Annotated in this window: 13 protein-coding genes; 4 read left to right on the top strand and 9 right to left on the bottom strand. The window is 68.9% G+C overall.

What is annotated here, in order from left to right; all coding sequences use genetic code 11:
- Nucleotide 1: 1 nt before the first annotated feature.
- Together cysQ and nudE are read right to left on the bottom strand one after the other, a co-directional pair.
- Nucleotides 2–805, bottom strand: coding sequence for a 3'(2'),5'-bisphosphate nucleotidase CysQ (cysQ, locus tag AC1VXD_RS10470; protein WP_482992012.1), 804 nt, complete (start codon nt 803–805; stop codon nt 2–4).
- Nucleotides 802–1,365: an ADP compounds hydrolase NudE gene (nudE, locus tag AC1VXD_RS10465; RefSeq protein ID WP_482992011.1), complete on the bottom strand. Its 564-nt coding sequence runs from the start codon at nt 1,363–1,365 to the stop codon at nt 802–804. Before nudE ends, cysQ begins: the two co-directional genes overlap by 4 nt.
- 77 nt (nt 1,366–1,442) lie before the next feature.
- Between nudE and bioA the strand changes: the two genes are divergently transcribed.
- Together bioA and AC1VXD_RS10455 are read left to right on the top strand one after the other, a co-directional pair.
- On the top strand, nt 1,443–2,834 hold the full coding sequence (gene bioA, locus AC1VXD_RS10460; RefSeq protein ID WP_482992010.1) for an adenosylmethionine--8-amino-7-oxononanoate transaminase: 1,392 nt from the start codon (nt 1,443–1,445) through the stop codon (nt 2,832–2,834).
- Nucleotides 2,825–3,562 (top strand): 16S rRNA (uracil(1498)-N(3))-methyltransferase, encoded by a 738-nt coding sequence (locus tag AC1VXD_RS10455; RefSeq protein WP_482992009.1) that lies wholly within the window; start codon nt 2,825–2,827, stop codon nt 3,560–3,562. The genes bioA and AC1VXD_RS10455 overlap by 10 nt, the downstream gene beginning before the upstream one ends.
- A gap of 88 nt (nt 3,563–3,650) precedes the next feature.
- Here the strand turns inward: AC1VXD_RS10455 and AC1VXD_RS10450 are convergent, their stop codons facing one another.
- From AC1VXD_RS10450 to pilG, 7 genes are all read right to left on the bottom strand, one after another.
- On the bottom strand, nt 3,651–4,115 hold the full coding sequence (locus AC1VXD_RS10450) for a chemotaxis protein CheW (protein WP_367380079.1): 465 nt from the start codon (nt 4,113–4,115) through the stop codon (nt 3,651–3,653).
- Nucleotides 4,112–5,452, bottom strand: coding sequence for a chemotaxis protein CheB (locus AC1VXD_RS10445; RefSeq protein ID WP_482992008.1), 1,341 nt, complete (start codon nt 5,450–5,452; stop codon nt 4,112–4,114). The genes AC1VXD_RS10450 and AC1VXD_RS10445 overlap by 4 nt, the downstream gene beginning before the upstream one ends.
- A complete protein-coding gene (locus AC1VXD_RS10440; protein WP_482992007.1) occupies nt 5,439–12,140 on the bottom strand; it encodes a hybrid sensor histidine kinase/response regulator in 6,702 nt (2,233 codons plus the stop codon). The genes AC1VXD_RS10445 and AC1VXD_RS10440 overlap by 14 nt, the downstream gene beginning before the upstream one ends.
- 100 nt (nt 12,141–12,240) lie before the next feature.
- The gene (locus tag AC1VXD_RS10435; RefSeq protein ID WP_150455357.1) at nt 12,241–14,277 is read right to left on the bottom strand and encodes a methyl-accepting chemotaxis protein; all 2,037 of its coding nucleotides are present in this window, start codon (nt 14,275–14,277) and stop codon (nt 12,241–12,243) included.
- A gap of 41 nt (nt 14,278–14,318) precedes the next feature.
- The gene (locus AC1VXD_RS10430) at nt 14,319–14,849 is read right to left on the bottom strand and encodes a chemotaxis protein CheW (protein ID WP_150455356.1); all 531 of its coding nucleotides are present in this window, start codon (nt 14,847–14,849) and stop codon (nt 14,319–14,321) included.
- Nucleotides 14,849–15,211, bottom strand: coding sequence for a response regulator (locus tag AC1VXD_RS10425; protein ID WP_108769692.1), 363 nt, complete (start codon nt 15,209–15,211; stop codon nt 14,849–14,851). The genes AC1VXD_RS10430 and AC1VXD_RS10425 overlap by 1 nt, the downstream gene beginning before the upstream one ends.
- A 17-nt stretch (nt 15,212–15,228) precedes the next feature.
- Nucleotides 15,229–15,630 (bottom strand): twitching motility response regulator PilG, encoded by a 402-nt coding sequence (gene pilG, locus AC1VXD_RS10420; RefSeq protein ID WP_005418455.1) that lies wholly within the window; start codon nt 15,628–15,630, stop codon nt 15,229–15,231.
- Between the two features lie 240 nt (nt 15,631–15,870).
- Here pilG and gshB point away from each other — a divergent pair, with 240 nt between their 5' ends.
- The gene (gene gshB / locus AC1VXD_RS10415) at nt 15,871–16,818 is read left to right on the top strand and encodes a glutathione synthase (protein WP_482992006.1); all 948 of its coding nucleotides are present in this window, start codon (nt 15,871–15,873) and stop codon (nt 16,816–16,818) included.
- Nucleotides 16,818–17,702 carry an energy transducer TonB family protein gene (locus AC1VXD_RS10410; protein ID WP_482992005.1) on the top strand — a complete coding sequence of 295 codons (885 nt, stop codon included), beginning with the start codon at nt 16,818–16,820 and terminating at the stop codon, nt 17,700–17,702. The genes gshB and AC1VXD_RS10410 overlap by 1 nt, the downstream gene beginning before the upstream one ends.
- The last annotated feature ends 514 nt before the right edge of the window (nt 17,703–18,216 follow it).

The following is an 18,216-nucleotide window of genomic DNA, read 5'->3' as shown; positions in this document are numbered from 1 at the left end:
GTCAGTCGGACAGCCAGTCCCGCCACGGCAGGCTGGTGTCGCCAAGGGCGATGAAATCACCGTTCAGCAGGGTGCTGCGGCGGTTGTAGCGGAACGGCTTGCCACTACTGGCCGAGAGCACCGCGCCACCGGCCGCGTGCAGCACGCACTGGCCGGCAGCAGTATCCCATTCGGAGGTCGGGCCAAGGCGCGGGTATACGTCCAGCCCGCCTTCGGCGATGCGGCAGAACTTCAGCGAGGAGCCCTGCGCCACCGTTTCGATGTCGCCCATGCGTTCGAGCAGGGCGATGGTTTCCGGCGAACGGTGCGAGCGGCTGGCTGCCACCCGCAGCGGCGCGGTGGCCGGCGTGCGGGTGCGCAGCACGCTGTCGTGCAGGCCCTGGCGGCGGTAGGCCAGCTCGCCACGCATGGCGTGCCAGACGATGCCGGTCACCGGCGCCTGGACCACGCCGAAGGCCGGCGCGCCCTGGTAGATCAGCGCGATGTTGACGCTGAACTCGCCGTTGCGCTTTACGAATTCGCGGGTGCCATCCAGCGGGTCGACCAGCCAGTAGGCGCCCCAGTGCTGGCGCTGCTCCCACGGCACCAGCGCCGATTCCTCGGAGAGGATCGGCAGGTCGGGGGTCAGTTGGCGCAGGCCCTGCTGGATGATCCGGTCAGCGGCGAGATCTGCGGCGGTCACCGGGCTGTCGTCGGCCTTCAGGGTGACGTCGAAACCATCGCTGTAGACCTGCATGATCGCCTGCCCCGCTTCCTGGGCGATGGCGATCGTGGTCTCGCGCAGCTCGGTGGTCAGCTTGATCATCGGCGTTCCTGCAGCCACTGGCGCGCGATGAACAGCGCGGCCAGCGAGCGCCCTTCCGAGAAGTCCTCGCGCAGCATCAGCTGGTCCAGCTCGGCCAGCTTCCACGGCACCACTTCCAGCTCTTCCGGCTCGTCGCCGGGCAGCTTTTCGGGGTACAGGTCGCGCGCCACCACCAGCCACGACTGGTGGCTCATGTAGGTCGGCGCCAGGGTCATCGCGCGCAGCACGTCGACCTGGCGCGCGCCGTAGCCGGCCTCTTCCTTCAGTTCGCGGTCGGCGGCCTGTTCAGGGGTTTCACCGGCATCGATGCGGCCCTTGACCAGGCCCAGCTCGTAGCGGTGCACGCCAGCGGCGTATTCACGCACCAGCAGCACGGTCTCCTCGTCCAGCATCGGCACCACCACCACGGCACCATGGCCACGGCTGACCAGGCGTTCGAAACGGCGGTGTTCACCGTTGGAGAACTCCAGGTCCAGGTGCTGGCGCTGGAACGGGCCGTTCTCCTCGTCGGTGATCCGGTGAATGATCGGCAGGCGACGGCCGCTGCGGTCGTCGTTCATGCGGAATCTCCGCGGCGGCCGGCGCGTGCGCCGGGGCCGATAGAATGTGCAGGCAGCAACATGTTCATGAGCCCGAAATGCTAGCAGACCCAACCCCCTCCCCGCTGGCCCGGCAGTGGCGGCAACGCGACCTGCAGGTGCTGTGGCACCCGTGCACGCAGATGCGCGAGCATCCGGACACCCTGCCGCTGGTGCCGATCGCGCGTGGCCAGGGCGTCTGGCTGATCGACCACGACGGCAACCGCTACCTGGACGCGGTCAGCAGCTGGTGGACGAATCTGTTCGGTCATGCCGAACCGCGCATCGGCGCGGCCATCGCCGCCCAGGCCGGTCAGCTGGAGCAGGTGATGCTGGCCGGGTTCAGTCATGAACCGGCGATCCTCCTGGCCGAGCGCCTGCTGGCGCTGTCACCGCGCCAGCCCGGGCGCGCGCCGCTGTCCAAGGTGTTCTACGCCGACAACGGCTCGGCCGGGGTGGAAGTGGCACTGAAGATGGCCTTCCAGTACTTCCAGAACCGCGGCGAGACCCGGCGCACGCGCTTCATCGCGCTGGAAAACGGCTACCACGGCGAGACCCTGGGCGCGCTGGCGCTGGGCGACATCCCGCTGTACCGCCGCGTCTACGCGCCGCTGCTGGCCGAGGGCCTGTTCGCACCCTCCCCCGATGCCTATCTGGCCGAACCGGGGCAGAGCGCCGCCGACCATGCGCGGCAGGCCGCCGACGGCCTGGCCACCCTGTTCGACCAGCACTCCGGCGAGATCTGCGCGGTGATCCTGGAACCGCGCCTGCAGTGCGCCGGCGGCATGCGCATGCATGACCCGGTCTACCTGCAGCGCGTGCGCGAGCTGTGCGATGCGCACGGCGCGTTCATGATCGCCGATGAGATCGCCACCGGCTTCGGCCGCACCGGCACGATGTTCGCCTGCGAACAGGGCGGGGTGATGCCCGACCTGATGTGCCTGTCCAAGGGCCTGACCGGCGGCTTTCTGCCGCTGGCCGCGGTGCTGGCCACGCAGGCGCTGTACGACGCCTTCCTCGATGATTCGCGCGAGCGCGCCTTCCTGCATTCGCACAGCTACACCGGCAACCCGCTGGCGTGTGCGGCTGCACTGGCCACGCTGGACATCTTCCGCGACGAGGACGTGATCGCGCGCAACCGCGGCACCGCCGCGGTGATGGGCACGCTGGCCGCGCCCTTCGCCGACCACCCGCACGTGGCCGACGTGCGCCAGGCGGGCATGGTGGTGGCCTTCGAGCTGTCGCGCGGCGGCAACCGGCGGACCCCGTTCAACCCGGCGCTGCGGCTTGGCCTGCACGCCTACAAGGCCGCGCTGAAGCGCGGCGTGGTACTGCGCCCGCTGGGCGACGTGCTGTACTGGATGCCACCTTACTGCGTGGATGACGAACAACTGGAGTTGCTGGCACATACCACGCTGGCAGCCATCGAGGAGGCGATTGCATGCGCGTGACCCGCTGTCCCATCGACCTGGCGCTGCACAGCGGCCAGACCGTGACCCTGCCGGAAGAGACGGCCAACCACCTGGTGCGGGTGATGCGCCTGCGCGAGGGCGATACCTGCGTGCTGTTCAACGGCGATGGCCACGACTACAGCGCCACCCTGACCGTGGCCAGCAAGCGCGAGGTGCAGGTGCGCATCGACGCGGTGCAGGCGGTAAACAACGAATCGCCACTGGCGATCACCCTGCTGCAGGGCATTGCCCGTGGCGAGAAGATGGACCTGATCCTGCAGAAGGCCACCGAGCTGGGCGTCAGCGCCATCGTGCCGGTGAATGCCGAGCGGACCGAGGTGAAGCTGGACGCGGCGCGTGCCGAAAAGCGCGTGGCGCACTGGAACAATGTGGTGACCTCGGCCTGCGGGCAGTCCGGGCGCGCGCGCATCCCGCAGGTGGGTTCGCCGCTCTCGCTGGCGCAGGCGGCGGCGACGCTGCCTGCCGATACGCTGCGGCTGACGCTGGACCCGCAGGGGGCGCACCGGTTGTCGACGCTGGCAGCAGCGCCTGCGGGCGGCATCGTGATCGCGATCGGCCCGGAGGGAGGCTGGTCACCGCGTGACCGTGACCAACTGGCCGCTGCGGGCTTCCAGGGCCTGCAGCTGGGGCCGCGCATCCTGCGCACGGAAACCGCCGGCCTGGCCGCGATCGCGGCGCTGCAGGCGCGGCTGGGGGATCTGGGGTAAGGCGACGGATCACCGTGACCGCTTCGCTCGCCGGGCACGGCCCGGCGCTACCACGCTTCGGTAGCGCCGGGCCATGCCCGGCGGATTGTCAGGCGGCCAGCGAATCCAGCGCCGATTCCAGCGCGTCCAGGTTGGGCAGCAGCGCGCTTTTTTCACCCAGCAGCACGCGCATGTGCACGATCTCCGGCAGGGTTTCTTCCGAAGCGTCGGCCAGCAGGCCGTCGCGCGGCACCGAGATCAGCTGCGGGAAGTTCTGCGTCAGCAGCGCGTAGTACGGGCGCTGCGCGTTGCCGCTGAGAGCCTTCAGCACCACGACCTTGTTGTGCCCGCCCACCACTTCTTCGCCCAGCCCGGACAGGCGGGCGAAGGACAGCAGCGGCACCTGCCAGCCGTGCCAGGCGATCTGCCCGACCAACCAGCGCGGCGCATCGGCCACCGGTTCCACCGCCACGCGCGACATCATTTCGGCCACCGTTGCATTGGGCAGCAGCACACGCTCGCCACCGGACTGGATCAGGACGCCACGGATCTCATCGTTGTTTGCGTAGCTCATGGCGTCTCTCCGTTGTCCTCGTCCACGGCCCAGCGCGCGGCGATGGCCTGCGCCAGTTCCTGCGGTTCACCGGCCACCATGCCGGCAGCGACCACGGCGGTTGCCGCGGCGGGGTCATAGCAGCCTTCACCCACCTGCCCTGCCACCCAGGCGCCGGCCTCGGCCAGGTCCAGGGCCGGGCCGACATGGGCCAGGTCGGCGCCACTGAGCAGGACCAGGGCACTGTGTTCGGCCGGCAGCGCGGCAATCGAGATACCCAGCGGGTCGGTCTGGAAATGCAGGCCATCGGCGGCGGCACGCACGCCGATGTCGTCGGACAGGATGTGGACCTCGCCCGCCGTCGCGCGGCGGCCGGCCTCGGCCAATTGCACCGGCAGCGGCGATACCCGTGCCATCTGCTTGACCAGGTTGCCGTAGCGGCCCCCGTCCAGGCGCATGTGCACCAGCACCGGCACGGCCAGCCCGGTCGGCAGCGCGCCCAGCAGGCGGCGCAGCGCATCGGGTCCACCGATGCCGGCCAGCACCAGCAGCACGCCGGCGCGTGCGCCGGCAGGCAGGCCGGCATCCAGGTCGACCAGGCTCAGGTGGCCGGTGTCGAACGCTGGTGCCGCCACCGGCTCGCCGCGGGTGGGCGCGGCAGCGGCCGGTGTATCAGCGGCCTCGTCGACCAGCGACCAGGCAGTGTGATCGAAGGCCGCCGGCGGCGGCACGGGCGCATCGTCCGCCGGCGCCTCCGCCGCATCGGCAGCGGGCTCCGGCGTGTGCGCCTGCAACGCGGCCAGGTGCTGTTCCAGCGACATCGGTTCAGCGAACGTCGCAGGCGGTGCAGGTGTGGTGTACAGGCTGTCGGCCGGCACGTCGCCGGCCCAGTCCTGGGCCTGCTCCATGTGCGCGTGCAGGACCTCGTCCTTCGGCGGTACCGGCGGCAGCGAAGGCCGGCCCGGTTCCAGCTGCAGGCTGGGTTCGTCTTCGGCGCCCGGCGGCAGCACCTGCTGGTGGCCGTGCAGCTTGGCCGACAGATGGCGGCCCCAGCGCTGCGCTTCCCAGCCGTCGCGGCGCGCGGCCAGTTCGGCTTCGTCGAATACCAGGGTCAGGCCCGGTGCCGACAATGCCGGCTCCAGCCGCTCCAGCGGGTCCTCGATGGCGGCTTCCAGGGCGATCACCACGAACTGCGGATGCGCATCGGCCAGCGCCTGCGGCTCCAGCGTGGTCGGGTCATCTTCCAGCACGATCTGCACATCGGCATGCGAAAGCGCCTCGCGCAGGCGCTCGCGTGCAGCGCCCGGGCGGGCCAGCAGGGCAACGGCCGGAACCGGATTGACGTCACTCACGGACACGGGCGATCCCCAGCAGGTCATACACGTTACGCATCAGGTCCAGCTCCTGGTACGGCTTGCCCAGGTAGCGCTGCACGCCGATCTCGAAGGCGCGCTGGCGATGCTTGTCACCGCTGCGCGAGGTGATCATCACGATCGGCACGTCCTTGTAGCGCGCGTCGGCACGCATCGCGGTGGCCAGCTCGTAACCGTCCATGCGCGGCATTTCGATGTCCAGCAGCATCAGGTCGGGCACGCGCTCTTCCAGCTGCTCCAGGGCCTCGACGCCGTCGCGGGCAACGCTGACCTCGAAGTTGTGGCGTTCCAGGATGCGGCCGGTCACCTTGCGCATGGTCAGCGAATCGTCGACCACCATCACCAGCGGTACCTGGCGCTCCAGGCGCGGCGCGTTGTCCTGCACCGGCGCGATCGGGTTGGCCAGGTAACGGCGCACCAGCGGGGCCACGTCGAGGATGACCACCACGCGGCCATCGCCGGTGATGGTGGCACCGTAGATACCCGGCACCGAAGCGATCTGCAGGCCGACCGGCTTCACCACGATTTCGCGGTTGCCCAGCACCTGGTCGATCGCCACGGCGGCACGCAGGTCGCCGGCGCGGACCAGCAGCAGCGGCACCTGGTCCTGGCCGTCGGCGCGCGCCGGGGCCTGGCCGACCAGGCTGCCCAGGTCGTACAGCGGATAGTCTTCGCCGCTGTAGCGGTAGCTGCTGTCGGCGGCTTCGAAACGCTCGCGCGACAGGCGGCCGATGCCACTGACCGACGCCACCGGCACGGCAAATGTGGTTTCGCCGATCTGCACGAACACGGCCTGGGTGACGGCCAGGGTCTGCGGCAGGCGCAGGGTGAAGCGCACGCCCTGGCCACGCACCGACTGGATGTCGACCGAGCCACCGAGCTGGCGCACTTCGTTGCGCACCACGTCCATGCCCACGCCGCGGCCGGCCAGCTGGCTGACCTGGTCGGCGGTGGAGAAGCCGGCTGCGAAGATCAGGCTGTCCAGCTCCTGCTCGTTCGGCGACGCATCGGCGGCCAGCAGGCCGCGGTCGATGGCGCGGCGACGGATTGCCTCGCGGTCCAGGCCGGCACCGTCATCGGCCACTTCCAGCACGATTTCCGAGCCTTCGCGGTGCAGGCGGATGGCGATCTCGCCTTCTTCCGGCTTGCCGGCGGCGCGACGCTGTTCCGGTGCTTCCAGACCATGGGCCACCGAGTTGCGCAGCATGTGCTCCAGCGGCGCGACCATGCGGTCCAGGACGTTGCGGTCCAGTTCGCCGTGGGTACCTTCGAGGGTCAGGTGCACCTGCTTGCTGGTGTCCATGCCGGCCTGGCGGACGACACGACGCAGGCGCGGCACCAGGCCGTCGAACGGCACCATGCGCGCACGCATCAGGCCGTCCTGCAGCTCAGAACTGACACGCGACTGCTGCTGCAGGAGCGAATCGTACTGGCGCGACAGGTCGTCCAGCACGCCCTGCAGGCCGCCAAGGTCGGCTGCCGATTCGTTCAGCGCACGGCTGAGCTGCTGCAGGGTGGAGAAACGGTCCAGCTCCAGCGGATCGAACTTCTGGTCGGCCTGGTCCTGCTCGCGCTGGTAGCGGGCGACGATCTGCGCCTCGGTTTCCAGGTCGAGTCGACGCAGCTGGTCGCGCAGTCGCGCATTGGTGCGCTCCAGTTCGCCCATGGCGCCACGGAAGGCACCCAGCTGCTGCTCCAGGCGCGAGCGGTAGATCGCCACTTCACCGGCGTGGTTGACCAGGCGGTCGAGCAGGTCGGCGCGCACGCGCACCTGTTCCTGCTGCGGACGCGACAGCGGATCTTCCTCAGGCGCGCCTTCCACCGGCAGCGGTGCCGACAGTGGCGCATCAGCCAGGGCCAGCGGCGCGGTCGCCACCGGTGCCTCGTCAGCCGGGTCGCTGCTGGCTGCAGCAGCCTTGGCAGCGGCGGCAGCATCGCTGCGGGTGCGCGCTTCAAAGGCGTCCACCAGATCCTGCGGCGGCTCGACCACGCGGTGGTCACCGGTGCGGGTCAGCAGCTGGTGCAGGCGATCGAAACCACGCTCCAGCAGCTGCACGTCAGGACGTTCGATTTCGGTGCGGCCAGCGGCCACGGCTTCCAGCAGCGATTCGATGCTGTGGCCGAGGTCACCGATGGCATTGATGCCGGCCATGCGTGCACCGCCCTTGAGCGTGTGCAGGTCGCGCTGCAGGCCGGCCACCACTTCGCGGTCCTGCGGTGTATCGCGCAGTTCGCTGATCAGGCCATCGCAATGGTCGAGCAGGTCCTTGCCTTCCTCGACGAAGATGTCGACGAGCTCGCGGTCGTAGACAGTGAAGTCGAGCTGATCGGCGTCGGCTTCGACGGACTCGGCTTCGATGGCTTCCGGTTCAACGGCTTCGGCTGCGACGACCGTGGCTTCGGCGGCATCCTGGCTGTGGCCCGGCGCCTCTTCCATCTCGAACAGGCGCACCGGTGCGGCCACCTCGGTAACCTCGTCGGTCACGTCGTCAACCAACACGTCGTCATTCACCGTCGCCGGGGACGGCAGGTCGGCGCTCTCTCCTTCACCGACCGCCGCCTCCCCGCCGACGTCCGCATCCTCGGCAAAGGCTTCCCCCTCGCCCGGCGCGAGTTCGCTGGCCTGCAGGCCAAGTACCGGCCACTGGCCGTCCTCGTCCGGCGCCTGTTCGTCCTCGATCACGTGCAGGCCGGCTTCGAGCGCGGCCTCCAGCGTGACCGGTTCTGCGAAGCCCGGCACAGCCACTTCATCCTGAAGGCTGGGTGCGTCGCTGTCGAGCGCCAATGCCTCGATGTCTTCGTCAACCGCCTCAACAACCGGCGCCTGCGGCAGCGGGCTCAGGGCAATTGCGTCATCTTCCGCCGCAACGCCAGCGTCTTCCAGATCGCGGTCATCCACCGGCAGCGCGCTGGCGTCCAGGTACGGCGACAGATCGTCGACCGCGGTCAGGCCGGCGGCATCCACATCGATCGCAACCGGCGCGGTTTCAGCGGTGTCCTGCACGGTGTCAGCGATTTCAGCAACGTCATCGGCTTCGATGGCTTCAACGGCAGTGTCCGCTTCGATCACCGTCGGCAGCGAAGCAGCGGCCTCCGGCATCGACGGCCAGCCGGCGTCGAAGTAGCGTGACAGGTCTTCGCCACCAGTCAGTTCGGCAGCCTCCACACCGGCGTCGGGCGCGGCTTCGGCTTCGACCCCGGCTTCGGCCACCGGTACGGCGGCGTCGGCAGACGCTTCAATGTCAGCCACGACCTTCGTTTCGGCCACGGCAGGTTGCTGCACATCGACCATGCCGATGTCGGCGGGATTCGCTTCGGCTTCGGCTTCGGCTTCGGCTTTGGCTTCGGCTTCGAAGTCGACGTCGTCGAAATCTTCGTCGTCCATTTCCAGACCGACCATCGGCCAGCGCGCTTCCGGCAGTTCACCGGCCAGCGCCTGCAGGCGCTGTGCCAGCTCGGCCTGCGGCGCGATGCGCGGCTGTTCGGCCTGCAGCGCGTCCATGGTGGAGCTGATCGCCTGCGCGGTGGCATCCAGCGCACCCAGCGCCTCGGCGCCCGGCACCACTTCGGCGGCCAGCGCTCGCTTGATGTAGGACTCGGCGGCACCGGTAACGGCAGTGATTTCCGGCACTTCGGTCATCGCGAAGGCGCCGTTCATGGTGTGCACGGCCCGCAGCAGCGCATCGTTCACCGGCTGCTCGGCCTGCTGCGCCGAGTGCAGCCACTGCTGCAGGGTCGCAAGGTGGACTTCCACCTCGGCTTCCAGGATCTCGCGCAGCACGCTGTCGATGTTGGCTGGCGTACCGGCCAGCTCGGCCACGGTGTCGGCGGCAAGCGAATCTTCCACGGCAGCGGCGTCGTCCAGCACCGGCACGTCGGCCACCACTTCGGCCTGCGCCACCGGCTGCGGTGCGGCAGCCACCGGCAGCGGCACGTAGAAGGTTTCCTCACCGGCGGCCACGCGGTCGGCGATGGCCTGCATAGCCTGCAGGTCCACGGTCACGCGCTGGCCATCGCGCAGCGCGGCATTCAGCTGCGGCAGCGCGGTGTTGGCATGGTCGACCATCGCCAGCACGGCCGGGGTGGCCGCACGACTGCCATCGAGCACGCGGTTGAGCATGCCCTCGATCTTCCAGGCGAACTCGCCCAGGGTGCGGGCGCCGACCAGGCGACCACTGCCCTTGAGGGTGTGGAAGATGCGGCGGATCGGACGCAGCCGGTCCATGTTGTCCGGCTGCATGCGCCAGGCCGGCAGCAGCGTGCCGAGATTGCCCATCTCGTCATCGAACTCTTCCAGGAACACCTCGCGGATATCCTGGTCGATGTTCTCGGCATCGTCGTCGAAGCCCGCTTCGAAGCCGGTGGCTTCGGCAGCCACGGCAGCGACTTCCGGTGCCGGCGTCGCCGGCGCAGCCTGCGGATTGAACTCGGCCGCAGCCGCACTCAGTTCGGCGAAGAACTGCGCATCGGCCTCGCTGAAATCGATCGGCGCGATGGTATCGACGTCGATCAGGGACACGGTCGCGGCAGGCGCGGCGGCCGTGGCCAGGGCCTCGATCATTTCAACCGGCGCCGCTTCGGCAACCACATCGGCCATGTCGATCTGCTCGACGGGCTCGATCGTCGCGGTGGACTCCAGCTCCAGTACCTCGACCGGCGCGGCTTCAACGGCGTCGACGATCTCCAGCACAGGCAGCTGCGCGTCGTCTTCCCCGTCCAGCGACAGCGTTTCCATCGCCTGCAGCGACAACACGTCTTCGGCGTTGTCCAGTGCGCTGTTGTCGAAGTGGAATACCACCTCGTCGGCCAGCACTGCCGGGCCATCATGCTCGGCAGCCACCGGATCGAACACCTGCACAGCCGCCAGCTCCAGCGAAGCGCCTGCGGCGTCGTCCAGCGCGGCAACGCCGAAGTCCTCGACGCTGTCTTCCAGCACCAGCGCGTCGCCATCATCGGCCTGCGCCTCTGCGACGCCGGACAACGACCACTGCGGGGCGACGTTCTGGGCCGCACCGTCGTGCTCGAAGCTGACCGGATCGAAACTGTTGAAGGTCGGTGCGCGCTCATCGGCGACGGGCGCGGCGTCATGGCTGCCCAGCTCCCACTGTGGCACGCTCGGCACCGGCGCGGTGGAGGCGGCGAACAGCAACGGTGCCGGTTCGGCCTGCTCCGGCGTGGATGCGGCGATGTCCTGCCCGCCCAGCGCGCCGAACATCAGGCTGTTGTCGGCCACCGGCGCAGCCGGCAGCGGATCGAAGGTGAAGTCTGGCAGCGGCGGCGGGATCTCGCCCGGCGCCGGTGCGGCAGGCTGCACGGCGATCTCCACCGGCTCCAGCTGCAGCGCAGCGGCGGCCAGCGGCACACTCTCGCGCTCGATCGGCCGCAGCGGATCCGCGTCGGCCTCGGTCTCGGCTGCGGTGCTGCTGCGCTCGGGCAACGGCCAGTAGCGCAGGGCTTCCAGGCTGCTGCGGGTAATGTCGAGGATGTCCTCGCGACCCGGGCGGCGGTCACGCAGCGCTTCCAGGTAGTATTCCAGGCTGGCCATGGCATCGGCCAGCGTGTCCAGCTGGCGGCCACTGGGCACGCGCTGGCGGCCGATCAGTTCGGCCTCGATGTACTGCTGCACGCCGCGCAGGTAATCGGCGGCGGTGCCCAGGTCGAGCATGCGCAGCGCGCCGGACACGTCGCCCAGCAGGCGCGGCACGTCCTGCAGTTCGGCATGGTTCCAGCTGGTTTCGATGAAGGCGACGAAATGCTCGCGGGCGGCGGCGAAATTGGCGATCGCCTCGTGCGCCAGCACTTCGACCGTGCGCCGGTTCTCCACCGCGCTCGGGTCGTCCTCGCCACTGCCACCGGCGCCCAGGTGGGCGACCTGGTCGTCCAGCGACGCATCGACATAGAGCAGCGCGCCGGCGATATCCAGCAGCATGTCTTCGTCGATCTGCTGGCGGCCTTCGACCACGGCAAGCAGCGCATCGCGCTGCTGCGCGACCACGCCGCGGGCCGCGCCCAGGCCCATCATGCCCAGCGTGTCGCCGACGGCACCCAGCTTGGTCACCTGTTCCTGCAGCTGCTGCGGCGCACCGCCGGTACGCAGGTGCAGGTCCAGGGCATCCTTGACCTGGAGCAGTTCTTCCTTGACCGCGCTGCCGACCGTATCGAGCAGCTCTCGGTTGCGGCCGCTCAGGCTGCCACGGGCGTGGTCCAGCTCGGCCTCGGTGGCGCTGACGCTGTCCGGCGCGAAGGCGAACAGCACGCTGTCATTGACGCCTTCTTCGCCACGCGCGGCACGGATCTCGTTCAGCAGCGGCATCAGCACGATCGGAATATCGCGGTGGCCGTTCTGCAGGCGTTCCAGGTAATCGGGCAGCAGCACGCTGCCACGCATCAGCGTGGCGCAGGCTTCATCGCGGTCGGCCACGCGGCCTTCGCCGACGGCCACGGCCAGCTGTTCCAGTTCCTCGGCCACCATCGCCGGGGCATACAGCTCGACCATGCGCAGGGTGCCCTGCACCTGGTGCAGGTAGCCGGCGCAGATGCGCATGCGGCTGCCGTCGGCCGGGTCCTCGACGAAGTACTCGACCTCGTGCCGCACCTGGCGCAGGGTCTCGTCCAGCTCCGGCTTGACCCAGCCCAGCGCTGCATGGCTCATCGCATCGCGCAGGCTGCTCATGGACGCGCTCCGGTCGCCGCCGCGCGGAGGCCGCGCGTGTTCTGGCGTGGGAAATGGAAATGCTTCATCGAATGATTCCTTGCTCGCCGCCCTGCCCGCGTCACGCCGGCAGCTTGAAGTCGGCGACCGAACGACGCAGGTCGGCCGCCAACTGCGCCAGGTGGCCGATCGACTCGGCGGTCTGTCCGGCACCCTGCGAGGTCTGGCCGGTGATCTGGCGGATCACGCCCATCGTGCGGGTGATGTCCGAGGCCGCAGCGGACTGCTGCTGGGCGGCGATGGAGATGTTCTTGATGAGGGTGTTGAGGGCGTTGGACACGCGCTCGATCTCGGTCAGTGCGGTACCGGCGTCCTCGGCCAGGCGCGCACCGGAGACCACTTCAGCGGTGGTCTGCTCCATCGAGGTCACCGCTTCGTTGGTATCGGCCTGAATGGCCTGGACCAGGTTTTCGATGCGTCGGGTCGCACCCGAGGTACGTTCTGCCAGGCGCTGCACTTCGTCGGCCACGACCGCGAAACCGCGACCGGCTTCACCGGCCGACGCTGCCTGCACGGCCGCGTTCAACGCCAGGATGTTGGTTTGTTCGGAAATGTCGTTGATCAGTTCCACGATCGAGCCGATCTCCTGCGAGGACTCACCCAGGCGCTTGATGCGCTTGGAGGTTTCCTGGATCTGGTCGCGGATCTGGTCCATGCCCTGGATGGTCTCGCGGACCACGCCGGCACCCTCGGCGGCGATGACCACCGAGCGCTGTGCCACGTCGGCGGACTCGGCCGAGTTGCGCGACACCTGTTCGATGCTCGCCGCGATTTCGCCGATGCGGTCCGAGGCCGAGGTGATCTGGTTGGCCTGGTGGCCCGCCGCCTCTGCCAGCTGCATCGCGGTGGCCTGGGTTTCCTGGGTGGACACCGCGACCTTGGCCGAGGTGTCGTTGATGGTGGTCACCAGGTGGCGCAGTTCGTCCACGGCGTAGTTGATGGCGTCCGCGATGGCGCCAGTCATGTCCTCGGTCACCGAAGCCTTGACGGTCAGGTCACCCTCACCGAGCGAGGAGATTTCGTCCAGCAGCCGCATGATCGCCTGCTGGTTGCGGCTGTTGAACTCCACCTGGGTCTGGTAGCGCAGTTCCTGCTCGCGCGAACGGCTGCGCACGCTGGTGGAAACGAAGCCGATGATCGCGATCAGCGACAGCGCACCGGAGATGACACCGATCCAGAAGTTCGGGAACAGGCGGGTATCGGACACCGAGCCGAACGAGGAGAACGCCTCGAACAGCTTGCGGCTGTCGTCCAGCATCCGCGAGGAGCCCTGGCCCAGCGCGTTGGCGGCGGACTGCGCGGCGAACAGCTGGCGCGAGCTGGCCAGGATCGCGTCGGCGTCCTGCTTCATCGCTTCCCACTTCTGCTGCGACTGTTCCAGCGCAGCGACCGCACCGGCACCGCGCACGGCAGTGATGCCGAGGTCTTCGTTACCGTTGCGCAGGCCATCGAGCACCTGCGAGAACACGGTGATGTCGCGGGCCAGGGCGTCGCCCGAGGCAGCCGCAGCGGCGCCACCGGCGCGCATTTCGGTCACGCGACGGGCCATCGAACCGGCCACCACGACCTGCTGCAGGGCGCTGTACACCTGCGATGCGGGTGCACCGGAAGCGGACATCGCGCGCACCAGCTCGTTCAACTGGGCCTGCAGGCCCGGCACCGCGCCGGTGAAGTTGTTGGCGTTGCCGGCCAGCGCCAGCACCGCCGGCTCGCTGGCGACCAGCTGGCCGGCCTGCTTGCCCAGCGGGGCCCAGGTGTCGGACAGCGTGGTGATCGCCTTGGACACGCCCGGTTCGTTGCCGTAGCGGCCCTGCAGCGTCGACACGTTCTCTTCGATGGCGTTGCGGGTGGCCTTGAAGGCGGTGAACGCCTGCGCGTTGCCGCCCACGGCATCACGGCCCTGGTTGGCCAGCTGCTGCGAGAGCACCTGCAGGTCGGCGGCCTTGGAACCGGCATCGGCCAGGCGGCTGCCCTGCCAGGTGGACACGCCGGTATTCACACCGAACAGGATCATGGACAGGGCCAGCAGGGCCAGCCAGAGGTTGCTGCCGCCCAGCCGCAGCTTGCCGGTCTTGGGAGCGTCCGAAGCAGTACTCATCGTTCAACCTCGATCTTCAATGCAGGGGGCGTTGCCCGGCCTCAGGCCGCGGCTTGCCGGAATTCAGGGGTGCGCGACAGCAACGAGAGCGAGAACACGCCCCAGTCGTGGCCGTCGGCATGGAAGGCGCGATCGACGAAATGACCGTAGCGGCCTTCGGCCAGGGTGCCGGCCTGGACCTGCTGGCCCAGTTCGAAACTGCGCTGGCCGAACAGCTCGTCGATGGTCAGGGCGACGTCGCCGCCGGCCTGGCGCATGATCAGCACGCGCTGGCCTTCCTGCTGCACGGTGCGCGTGCCTTCCAGGAAGTACTTCAGGTCGACCACCGGGAACAGGTTGCCGCGCAGGTTGCCCACGCCCAGCAGCCAGGGCTGCGCGCAGGGCACCGGGGTCACCGGCGGCATCGGCACGATTTCCACCACTTCGCGGAAATCGGACACCAGCCGGCGCTGGCCCACGCGGAAGCCGACGCCACGCCAGAGGTCCTCGGCGAACTGCCGCCCGGGCAGCTGCACCGCATGGGACAGGCTGCGCCGTTCGTAGGCTTCAAGAATGTCGAAGGGCGAACGCATCAGGCCACCAGTTCGTTGATCCGCGCGATCAGGTCTTCCTCGCGCGGCGGCTTGACGATGTAATCGGCCGCGCCCTGGCGCAGGCCCCATGCCTTGTCGGTCTCCATCGCCTTGGTGCTGACGATGATCACCGGGATGTGCTTGATCGCCGCATCGCGCGACATCGCGCGGGTGGCCTGGAAGCCGCTCATGCCGGGCAGGACCACGTCCATCAGCACCAGCTGCGGAACCTGGTCACGCACCAGCTGCAGGCCATCCTCGGCGTTGTCCGCTTCCAGCACCTCGTGGCCGGCACGGCGCAGCCACTGGGTGAACACCGCGCGGTCGGTCGGTGAATCCTCGATCAGGACGATACGAGCCATTGTGCCTTTCCCCCTGGTCAGGCGTTGACGTATGTGCGGATGGCACCCAGCAGTTCTTCCCGCGTGAAAGGCTTGGTCAGGTACTGTTCCGAGCCGACGATGCGTCCGCGGGCCTTGTCGAACAGGCCGTCCTTGGAGGACAGCATGATGACCGGCGTTGCCTTGAACAGCTGGTTGCCCTTGATCAGCGCGCAGGTCTGATACCCGTCGAGACGGGGCATCATGATGTCCACGAAGATGATCTGTGGCTGCTGGTCGGCGATCTTGGCCAAGGCCTCGAAGCCATCGGTCGCAGTCACCACTTCGCAGCCTTCGCGCTTCAGCAGCGTTTCCGCAGTCCGGCGGATGGTCTTCGAGTCATCGATGACCATCACCCGGAGTCCTGCGAGCTCCCCGCCCGCAGTCGTGTTTTCAGTCATTGCCTTTCCCCAAGCGCGCGACCCTTCTGTGCTGGGGGCCGCTACGAAGGCGTATCTATATCGCACTTCCCGCGCCCGCTTCAAGCGCCGCCCACGGCGCTTGGGATGCCGGCCTGCTGAACGTGACAGGTTTGGCAATGACTGCGCAGACGGCTGGACGGACGCAGCGTTGCAGCACCCCGGGCAGGCACGCGGGGGGCGTTGCCGCTACCATCAACGCCTTGCCTGACAGGTGCACCCATGCCGTTGAACGTCATCGTGGTGATGGACCCCATCGCCCACATCAAGATCGCCAAGGACACCACCTTCGCCATGCTGCTGGAAGCCCAGCGCCGCGGCCATGCCCTGCACTATGTGCGGCCCGGCGGCCTGGCCCTGGAAGGCGGCGTGGCGGTGGCCCAGACCGCTCCGCTGCAGGTCCGCGACGACCCCTCCGGCTGGTACGAAATTGGCGCATTCAGCCGCACCGCGTTCGGCCCCGGCCAGATCGTGCTGATGCGCAAGGACCCTCCGGTCGATGCCGAATACGTCTATGACACCCAGGTGCTGGACGTGGCCGCCGCCGCCGGTGCCTGCGTGGTCAACAACCCGCAGGGCCTGCGCGACTACAACGAGAAGCTGGCCGCCCTGCTGTTCCCGCAGTGCTGCCCGCCGACCCTGGTCAGCCGCGACGCCAAGGCACTGAAAGCCTTCGCCCTGGAACACGGCCAGGCCGTGCTGAAGCCACTGGACGGCATGGGCGGCCGCTCGATCTTCCGCAGCGGCCAGGGCGACCCGAACCTGAACGTGATCCTGGAAACCCTGACCGACGGCGGCCGCAAGCTGGCGCTGGCCCAGAAGTTCATTCCTGACATCACTGCCGGCGACAAGCGCATCCTGCTGGTCGACGGCGAGCCGGTGGACTACTGCCTGGCGCGCATCCCGCAGGGTGACGAGTTCCGCGGCAACCTGGCCGCCGGTGGCCGCGGCGAAGGCCGCCCGCTGAGCGAGCGTGACCGCTGGATCGCCGCCCAGGTCGGGCCGGAAATGAAGCGCCGCGGCATGCGCTTCGTCGGCCTGGACGTAATCGGTGATTACCTGACCGAAGTGAACGTGACCAGCCCGACCTGCGTGCGCGAGCTGGACGCGCAGTACGGCCTGAACATCGCCGGCACCCTGTTCGACGCGATCGAGGCCGGCCTGCGCTGATGGACGCCGCGTCCGCCGTGCTCGCCCCGCCGCCGCGCGAAGCGCAGCGGCTGGGGGCCACCCTTGCCCTGTCGGTCATCGTCCACGCCCTGCTGATCCTGGGCGTGGGCTTTGCCGTGAAGGGCGAGGCACCGCTGGTGCCGACGCTGGAAGTGATCTTCAGCCAGACCCGCACGGCACTGACGCCGAAGCAGGCCGATTTCCTGGCGGAGGCCAGCCAGCAAGGCGGCGGCGAGCACGACCGCGCGCAACGCCCGCGTGACAACCAGACCGGCATCGTGCCGCAGGCGCAGACCGGGCTGAGCCCGGTGCCGCAGCAACAGCAGTCGGCCGCGCCGGTGCCGCCGCCGCAGGCGCGGGTGGTCAGCAGCCGCAATGGCGAGGACACCGTGGCGCAGGCGCAGGCCCGCCCCACCCCGCTGGAACCGACCCCGGACGCGGCGCAGACCGCGCGCGAGCAGCGCGATGCGGAAATGGCCCGGCTGGCTGCCGAGGTGCACCTGCGCTCGGCGCAGTACGCCAAGCGTCCGAACCGCAAGTTCGTTTCGGCCAGCACGCGCGAATATGCCTATGCCAATTACCTGCGCGCATGGGTGGACCGCGCCGAGCAGGTGGGCAACCTGAACTACCCGGACGAGGCGCGCCAGCGCCGGCTGGCTGGCCAGGTGGTGATCAGCGTGGGGGTGCGCCGCGATGGCAGCGTGGAAAGCAGCCGCATCCTGAAAACCAGCGGCACGCCGTTGCTGGATGAGGCGGCGCTGCGGGTGATCCAGCTGGCGCAGCCGTTCCCGGCGTTGCCGAAGACCGATGATGGCGTGGATATCCTGCAGGTGACCCGCACCTGGGTGTTCCTGCCGGGTGGCGAACTGCGCGACGACCGGTAGGTTTTCTGTTGCCCGGGCCTGCGGCCCGGGACCCGCTGAGGCAACGGCCGAAGCAACTGCAGGAGCAAGAGCGGCGGTTGGACTGTTGGTTTGGCGGTACGGTGTGGCTATGCAGGACACGCCGTGAACCCCCAGGCCGGCCCAGCCGCTGGCGGCTGTGCGTTCGGGCGCTTGCGAAGCAGTGCTTCGCAAGCAAAGCGCCCTCACCCATGGGGGCTCGTAGGCGCCATCCATGGCGCCTGCGGTCCTGCAAGCCCACACCGCTCCACCCCTGACAGATCGCGGCGCACCTGTGCCTAGCTCGCGCGATGCGACTGCCCGCTTCGGTAGATCCATGCCATGCATGGATGCGAGCGAAGCGATCGGCTTTTGACTTAGATTTTCTTTTTTTGATTTTCCGTGGCGGACGCGCACGGAAACTGTCCGTGGTCGGGCAGGTGGGCTGCGCAGGGGCGTGAGCCGCATGGATGCGGCGACCGAGCTTACATGGACGTACTTGCAGCGTCCCCTGCGC

The organism is Stenotrophomonas sp. STEN054, from assembly GCF_056854535.1.
This window is presented reverse-complemented; position numbering and strand designations above follow the sequence as displayed.

What these genes read in the sequence shown, in the direction of transcription:
- cysQ (WP_482992012.1), bottom strand. Translation starts at nt 805, where the DNA reads ATGATCAAGCTGACCACCGAGCTGCGCGAGACCACGATCGCCATCGCC.
- nudE (WP_482992011.1), bottom strand. Translation starts at nt 1,365, where the DNA reads ATGAACGACGACCGCAGCGGCCGTCGCCTGCCGATCATTCACCGGATC.
- bioA (WP_482992010.1), top strand. Translation starts at nt 1,443, where the DNA reads ATGCTAGCAGACCCAACCCCCTCCCCGCTGGCCCGGCAGTGGCGGCAA.
- AC1VXD_RS10455 (WP_482992009.1), top strand. Translation starts at nt 2,825, where the DNA reads ATGCGCGTGACCCGCTGTCCCATCGACCTGGCGCTGCACAGCGGCCAG.
- AC1VXD_RS10450 (WP_367380079.1), bottom strand. Translation starts at nt 4,115, where the DNA reads ATGAGCTACGCAAACAACGATGAGATCCGTGGCGTCCTGATCCAGTCC.
- AC1VXD_RS10440 (WP_482992007.1), bottom strand. Translation starts at nt 12,140, where the DNA reads ATGAGCAGCCTGCGCGATGCGATGAGCCATGCAGCGCTGGGCTGGGTC.
- AC1VXD_RS10435 (WP_150455357.1), bottom strand. Translation starts at nt 14,277, where the DNA reads ATGAGTACTGCTTCGGACGCTCCCAAGACCGGCAAGCTGCGGCTGGGC.
- AC1VXD_RS10430 (WP_150455356.1), bottom strand. Translation starts at nt 14,849, where the DNA reads ATGCGTTCGCCCTTCGACATTCTTGAAGCCTACGAACGGCGCAGCCTG.
- AC1VXD_RS10425 (WP_108769692.1), bottom strand. Translation starts at nt 15,211, where the DNA reads ATGGCTCGTATCGTCCTGATCGAGGATTCACCGACCGACCGCGCGGTG.
- pilG (WP_005418455.1), bottom strand. Translation starts at nt 15,630, where the DNA reads ATGACTGAAAACACGACTGCGGGCGGGGAGCTCGCAGGACTCCGGGTG.
- gshB (WP_482992006.1), top strand. Translation starts at nt 15,871, where the DNA reads ATGCCGTTGAACGTCATCGTGGTGATGGACCCCATCGCCCACATCAAG.
- AC1VXD_RS10410 (WP_482992005.1), top strand. Translation starts at nt 16,818, where the DNA reads ATGGACGCCGCGTCCGCCGTGCTCGCCCCGCCGCCGCGCGAAGCGCAG.